Raw genomic sequence first — 6,205 nt, 5'->3', positions numbered from 1 at the left:
TAGTAATTCGCCATTTAAGAACCGTTGGCAAAGGAATGTACTTTTGAATAATTTGTGCCATCTAATAAGAATCGCTTTATTATTTAGACGCTTAGCTTTTGCTATATCAATGTGAAGAACCAGATGAGTGTGATTACTCATTACAGCATAGGCGCAAATATCAATACAAAATATCCTGCCAAGTTGAAGTAGTTTCTTTTCAACCCAACCCCGCCTATGTTCATATGAACGACCCGTAAGTGGGTCTTGTCCACACAAATAAGCGCGACGAACGCAGCGTGAAATGCAGTGATAGTAAGGTGTGTTTGAAACGCTAATTAAGTTTCTACGCGGGGTTGCCATGCTCTTCTCCTCCTTGAGTTGAACAATACAAGTTTAGCCATAATTTTGAGAAGTGAGAAATTTTAAGTTGGATGTCTAGTTAGTCTTGTGGAAGTGTAGTGGTTAAAGTGGGTGTCTAGTTTTATGTTGAGGTTTTACTAAAAAGATAAAAGTGGATGTCCAAATAAGCTAAAAAATAAAAGTGGATGTCCATTTAAGTATTCAATTAAGTAGAGAGAATAAAAAAGCCAGTCGTAGACTGGCTTTTGGTAAGGAGGTGTTTAAGGGTTATTAGCTTGTCATAAGCCTTAAACAAATGTTTTTTTATAGACGCTCAATTACAGCTTGAGTGAAGTCTGTAGTACCGTGGCTGCCACCTAGGTCGCGAGTTGTACGGTCGCCTGATTTGATAACATCAGCAACTGCGCTGCGGATGCGCTCTGCAGTGTCGCCCATACCTAGGTGCTCTAGCATTTGGATAGATGCTAAGATCACTGAAGTTGGGTTTGCAAGGTTTTTACCAGCGATGTCTGGTGCGCTACCGTGTACAGCTTCGAAGATTGCTGCATCTTCACTGATGTTTGCGCCAGGAGCCATACCTAAACCACCAACAAGACCAGCACATAGGTCAGATAGGATGTCACCGAATAAGTTTGTAGTAACGATTACATCAAACTCATCAGGAGTCATAACTAGTTTCATACAAGTTGCATCAACAATCATTTCTGTTGATTCGATTTGTGGGTAACGCTCAGCTACTTCACGTGCAACTTTTAAGAATAAACCAGATGTTGATTTAAGGATGTTAGCTTTGTGTACAGCCGTCACTTTTTTACGGCCTTCACGTACCGCTAGTTCGTATGCAAAAGTAACGATTTTTTCTGCACCTTCACGGGTGATTTTTGACATTGCTTCTGCTTCGTTACCATCTTCAGAAACCACTTGGCCAAGACCTGAGTACATGCCTTGTGTATTTTCACGAATAGTGATGATATCGATGTCGTCGTAACGAGCTTGTGTACCTGCGAATGATTTTACAGGACGAACGTTAGCGTAAAGGCCAAACTTTTTACGTAAAGTTACGTTGATTGAAGTGAAACCTTCACCAACCGGAGTCGTTAATGGACCTTTTAAAGTGATCTTGTTACGCGCGATTGTGTCGATTGTTTCTTGCGGAAGTAACTCACCAGTTTTTTCTAGGGCAGCAAGGCCAGCATCAACGAATTCATAATCAAAATCGCAACCTGCAGCTTTAAGGATCTCAAGTGCTGAATCAATAATGCTAGGACCAATGCCGTCGCCTTTGATCACTGTGATGGTTTGTTTAGCCATTTACTTTTCCTATTTATGAGTAGATAAACACGTAAACTTATCGCGAAATAGCATGCGATTTACTTGTTAGAGGGTTTACGTGGATGTGTTTGAAAATTTAAGCGGCTTTTATAGCAATTTATTCAGCTTTTTGCCAGTTTATCCTGTGAATACTGACTATAAACAGACTAAAGTTCATATTTATTTAACGTTTTCGCACTTTTTAACAACACAATCTAAAAATTGTCTGCAAATTCACAGTTTTTCAGATATGCATAAAAATCTGCTTTTGATTGCCAACCAGCAGCCGATAAGCTGTCGAAAATAATCTGTTCTTGCCAACTACTAAATAACGCTTTGGGTTGAAAAACATAATAAGTAAATAGCTTAATCGCGACCCAATGTTTTTCATTGATATCGAGAGTTTGTTTTTTATGTTGCTCACTACCAAGTAAATGCTGTGTCCAACTGTTATCGCCAATCAGTTGATTTAAATACGCCGTTAGTGGCTCTTGGTTTAAGTGACTAACGCCAAACAAACAGGCAAGTGGTGGGCTTATTACCTGTTCTTCGGCCTGCTCAAATACAGTTTTACGAGAAATACTGGTTGCTTGATGTTCGCAAAGGTATAAAACATAGGCATATAAGGGCAAAGTAACTTGCTCAAATTGAATAGAATCGGTGTGCTTAAATAGCGCCTGAATAATGCGTACCATATTCTCAAGGCGCTTAGAGATATGCTGAAAAAGCGGGTGAGAGGTGGTTGCAACCAAGCGTTGAAATAATACTTTTTGGATAATCGCAGGGGCGTTATCGTATCCGACCATAGATAAACAATGGCGCAAGTCTTTAGCTCTTTGCTGCTCTTTATTATAGGGTTTAGAGGCAACAGTAAGCTGGGTTATCAATTCAGGGTAGGGACTTAAAAGTTTATTTAAGCCACGGTAGCTATATTCTTGCGATACTTTTAAAGAACTAATTAGCTCTAAATAGTGCTGCCTTCGCTGCTGATTTATTGGCTGTGACTCAGCAAAGTTAATGTTTTCACTAAACCAAACTGTGTACAGCAAACGAGTGTCTTTACAATGTCTTTGTTTGTCAAAAATAGTTAAGCTCGCTTTAAAGCGATGCCAGCGAATTTTTTCAGGGCGGCTGGCATCAACCAAAATATGGCGGCCGTGTTCATCTGTGGCTAAATAAATAAGTATTTGTTCGGCATACTTTACTTCACTGGCCGGAATGTAAGGGCCAATATGCGCAATCAGTGCTTTTATAGCATTTTGGGCAAATTCATTAGGGGTGCGTAAATATATATCAGCTAAGGCTTTGTGCACACTAATGTGACCACCCGACTCGCGGTAAGTCGTATTCATGGCAATAATATTAGCCAAAGCAACTAAGGTTGTTGCGCCATCGTAAATCATAATTTTCGGCGCGCTTAAAAGTGCTTGCTTATATTTATTTAAACGCGCTAATAAATGCTGAATAGAAAGCGTATGTGGGCCTGAGTCTTTTAGTAATTTTGCTGCTAATTGATGGCGACACTGCCAAAGCTTTTTATCTTGAGCCGTCAGGGTCTGTCCTGCCGCTAACTTATTACTTTGTGATTGCACGCAGAGGTAATTGGCTAAACAGCAGCTAATTATTTGTTCGCTAATGGCTTGGTTGTAGTTAAGGCTGCGGCACAAAATGCAGGCTACAACACATTGGTTTACAACTAAGTTTGTGGTGTAACCATGGTTCGGTACATACAAGCTTAGTTGTGCTTGCATACCTTTTGGGCAGGCTTGATACAGCAGGTAATAACGCTCAGCTAGGTTACTTAATAAAGGGAAAATTTGTGACCATTTTTGCTTTTGATGATAAAGCTTAAGTAGCTGGTGTGTACTATCAAATAAGCGTGCCAATTCCCGTGGCGTCACGTTTTCCATCATAAGCGGTTAGGTTTCTTGTTGATAGCTTTCATAGGCACTTGGCCCCCATAATACCAGCTGACCATTTTTAAATAGTAGGCCTGTGCATTCATCGATGGTGGTTATGCCATCAGATTTAACATGCTGAGTGCGGTAAAAAATAATCTGCCAAACATTGTCTTCGACTCGTTTTGCATAGGTTAGATCGGGGCTACCTAAATAATCAAGCACCGCATTCAGGTTTTCAGGCTTATCAATCGATAGTTTTGCGATATAGCGTTTATTAAAAGCTTCACGGTCTTGCCAGATCATGGCTTGCGGATCATCTTTATAAAAAGTGATCACTAGGGTTGCTATCAGTGCATAAACACCTAACCCAAGTACCAGATATTGGAAAACCTTTTTAAACATGTGTAACTCTATAAAACTAACGCGAATTTTCAGTATACGCTCAGTTGGCAAACTGTGCTACGAGATTGCGACTAATTGAGCCTTAACTGCTTTAAACTAAAGCCTAAGTTAATATCGGTACGCAGCATAACAAGGTTTTTTGATATTACGAACATGTCCATTTCTGAACTCAGCTTACGTTTAAGAGTCGGGTTTAGCTCATCATCGTTCATGGCCGCTTCTATCGACTCATAATCGTTTATTAATTGCTGCGCCGACTTATTACCTATCCCTTTAACGCCCGGAATATCATTAGTTTTATCACCTGCTAAAGCCCAAAAATCAGCAAGTCGATGCTTTGGTACATCAAAGCGCTGCTTGATATCTTCAAGCTCAATATACTGTTTTTTAAAGTAATCAAAAATTGCAATTTGCTCAGATAAAAACGGCAAAAACCCTTTATCAGTAGAAACGATGGTAGAAGGCACATTATTAGTTGCGGCCTTGTAAGCAAGAGTAGCAATTATATCGTCGGCTTCATCATTATCAGGTGAAAACACCACAATGCCAGTGTCTTCAATTGCTTGTTTAAAGCGTGATAAGTTTTGCTTGAGGGTGTCAGGCATTGGTGAACGAGTGCTTTTGTAGGCCTCAAAGTAGTGATAACGCCAACTTCTTTCACCATCAAACACGGCAATCGCGTGAGTTGCATTCGTTTGCTGGCGTAACTTTTTGCAAGCATGTGCCACTCGGGCACAGCTTGCTTTTATCATATGTTCTTCACTGTGATGACTCTGATTACTATCAACAGCATAGATGCGCCTAATAAGATTTAGCGCATCTATTAAAAGTAATTGGGTTGTCACATAGGCTCCTGTTAAGCTTTGATCTCATAGCAAGGAATGTACTTACTGCCAGGCAATTTCATTCGGCCTTGCTCAACAAATGCTGCCAGTAGTTTGTCCATATCAGCCATAAGCGCAGGTTCACCACTTAGCACAAATCGGCCATGTTGTTTGATGGCTTGTAAGCCTTCGTCTTTAACATTACCAGCTACAATGCCTGAAAACGCACGGCGTAAATTAGCTGCGAGTTGCTGAGTTGGTTGATCTAAATGTAAATCTAAGCTCGACATATTAGCATGAGTTGGTGCAAACGGCTGTTGGAAATCATTATCGATTTTTAATGTCCAGTTAAAGTAGTAAGCATCGCCTTGGCTTTTACGGTATTCGCGTACTTCAGCCATCTTCGCTTTAAGCGTTTTACCAACTCGCTCTGGATCATCGATGATCACTTCAAACTTATCTAGCGCCGCTTTACCGAGAGTTTTCTCAACGAATTTACACAGCTCAATAAAGTAGTTTTCACTTTCTTTAGGGCCAGTAAGGATCACTGGTAAACATTGTTTTTCGTTATCTGGGTGTAGCAAAATACCTAAAAGGTATAACAGCTCTTCTGCGGTACCCGCCCCACCTGGGAAGATAATAATGCCATGAGCTGTACGAATAAAAGCCTCTAAACGCTTTTCGATATCAGGCAAAATCACCAGCTCATTTACAATCGGGTTAGGTGGCTCAGCGGCAATAATACTTGGCTCGGTTAAACCTAAGTAACGATTATTCGTAATACGTTGCTTGGCATGGCCAATGGTTGCGCCTTTCATCGGACCTTTCATTGCACCAGGGCCACAGCCGGTACAAATGTTTAAGCCACGAAGGCCAAGCTCATAGCCAACTTGTTTGGTGTATTTGTATTCCACTTCGTTAATAGAGTGGCCGCCCCAACAAACTATCATGCTTGGGTCACTATTTACTCTCAGTGCGCCTGCGTTTCGCAGCATATCGAATACCATATGAGTAATGGCTTTTTGCTCTGTTAAATCTTTTTCGTATTTTTGACAAATAAACAGAATATCGCGAATAACCGAAAAGATATGTTCATGAATACCGGTAATAATTTCGCCGTCAACAAAGGCGGATTCGGGTGGATTTTCAAGTTCGATCTTAATCCCGCGTTCGCGGCTTAATAAGCGAATATCAAAGTCTTCGTATTTATTATAAATTTCTAAGCTTGAATCGGTGTGGCTGCCCACATTGAGAACCGCGAGCACACAGTTCCTAAATAATTTATAGCGCTCGCTGGTGGATGATTGTTCGAGTAGATCAACTTCTAGTTGCGATAGTAAATCCAGTACACCTGTAGGATTCAGTTGTTTTAACATAAGCACTCTCCCGGCTCGTCTATGAGCCTTTATCATTGTGTGTCAAAGA

General features: G+C 40.6%; 5 protein-coding genes and 1 pseudogene. All 6 read right to left on the bottom strand.

Annotation, left to right across the window (positions count from 1 at the left end; translation table 11 throughout):
- Positions 1–342, bottom strand: a pseudogene (locus tag AOG26_RS21000) (transposase); the annotation flags it as partial.
- A gap of 303 nt (positions 343–645) precedes the next feature.
- The gene (locus AOG26_RS18960) at positions 646–1,653 is read right to left on the bottom strand and encodes an isocitrate dehydrogenase (RefSeq protein ID WP_054563906.1); all 1,008 of its coding nucleotides are present in this window, start codon (positions 1,651–1,653) and stop codon (positions 646–648) included.
- A gap of 215 nt (positions 1,654–1,868) precedes the next feature.
- Entirely contained in the window at positions 1,869–3,554 is a 1,686-nt protein-coding gene (locus AOG26_RS18955; RefSeq protein WP_152966992.1) for a hypothetical protein, read from the bottom strand.
- Between the two features lie 18 nt (positions 3,555–3,572).
- Positions 3,573–3,956: a DUF3192 domain-containing protein gene (locus tag AOG26_RS18950; protein ID WP_054563904.1), complete on the bottom strand. Its 384-nt coding sequence runs from the start codon at positions 3,954–3,956 to the stop codon at positions 3,573–3,575.
- Positions 3,957–4,027: 71 nt separating this feature from the next.
- The gene (gene xni / locus AOG26_RS18945; protein ID WP_054563903.1) at positions 4,028–4,801 is read right to left on the bottom strand and encodes a flap endonuclease Xni; all 774 of its coding nucleotides are present in this window, start codon (positions 4,799–4,801) and stop codon (positions 4,028–4,030) included.
- An 11-nt stretch (positions 4,802–4,812) separates the two neighbouring features.
- A complete protein-coding gene (gene ppnN / locus AOG26_RS18940) occupies positions 4,813–6,156 on the bottom strand; it encodes a nucleotide 5'-monophosphate nucleosidase PpnN (protein ID WP_054563902.1) in 1,344 nt (447 codons plus the stop codon).
- Positions 6,157–6,205: the final 49 nt, after the last annotated feature.

This window comes from Pseudoalteromonas sp. UCD-33C (assembly GCF_001306895.1).
In the GTDB taxonomy this organism is placed as follows: domain Bacteria; phylum Pseudomonadota; class Gammaproteobacteria; order Enterobacterales; family Alteromonadaceae; genus Pseudoalteromonas.
Note: the sequence above shows the minus strand (reverse complement) of the source record. Positions and strands in the feature narration are given on the sequence as shown.

Bases quoted from the DNA above. Each gene is read 5' to 3' on its own strand.
- AOG26_RS18960 (WP_054563906.1), bottom strand. From the start codon at position 1,653: ATGGCTAAACAAACCATCACAGTGATCAAAGGCGACGGCATTGGTCCT.
- ppnN (WP_054563902.1), bottom strand. From the start codon at position 6,156: ATGTTAAAACAACTGAATCCTACAGGTGTACTGGATTTACTATCGCAA.
- AOG26_RS18950 (WP_054563904.1), bottom strand. From the start codon at position 3,956: ATGTTTAAAAAGGTTTTCCAATATCTGGTACTTGGGTTAGGTGTTTAT.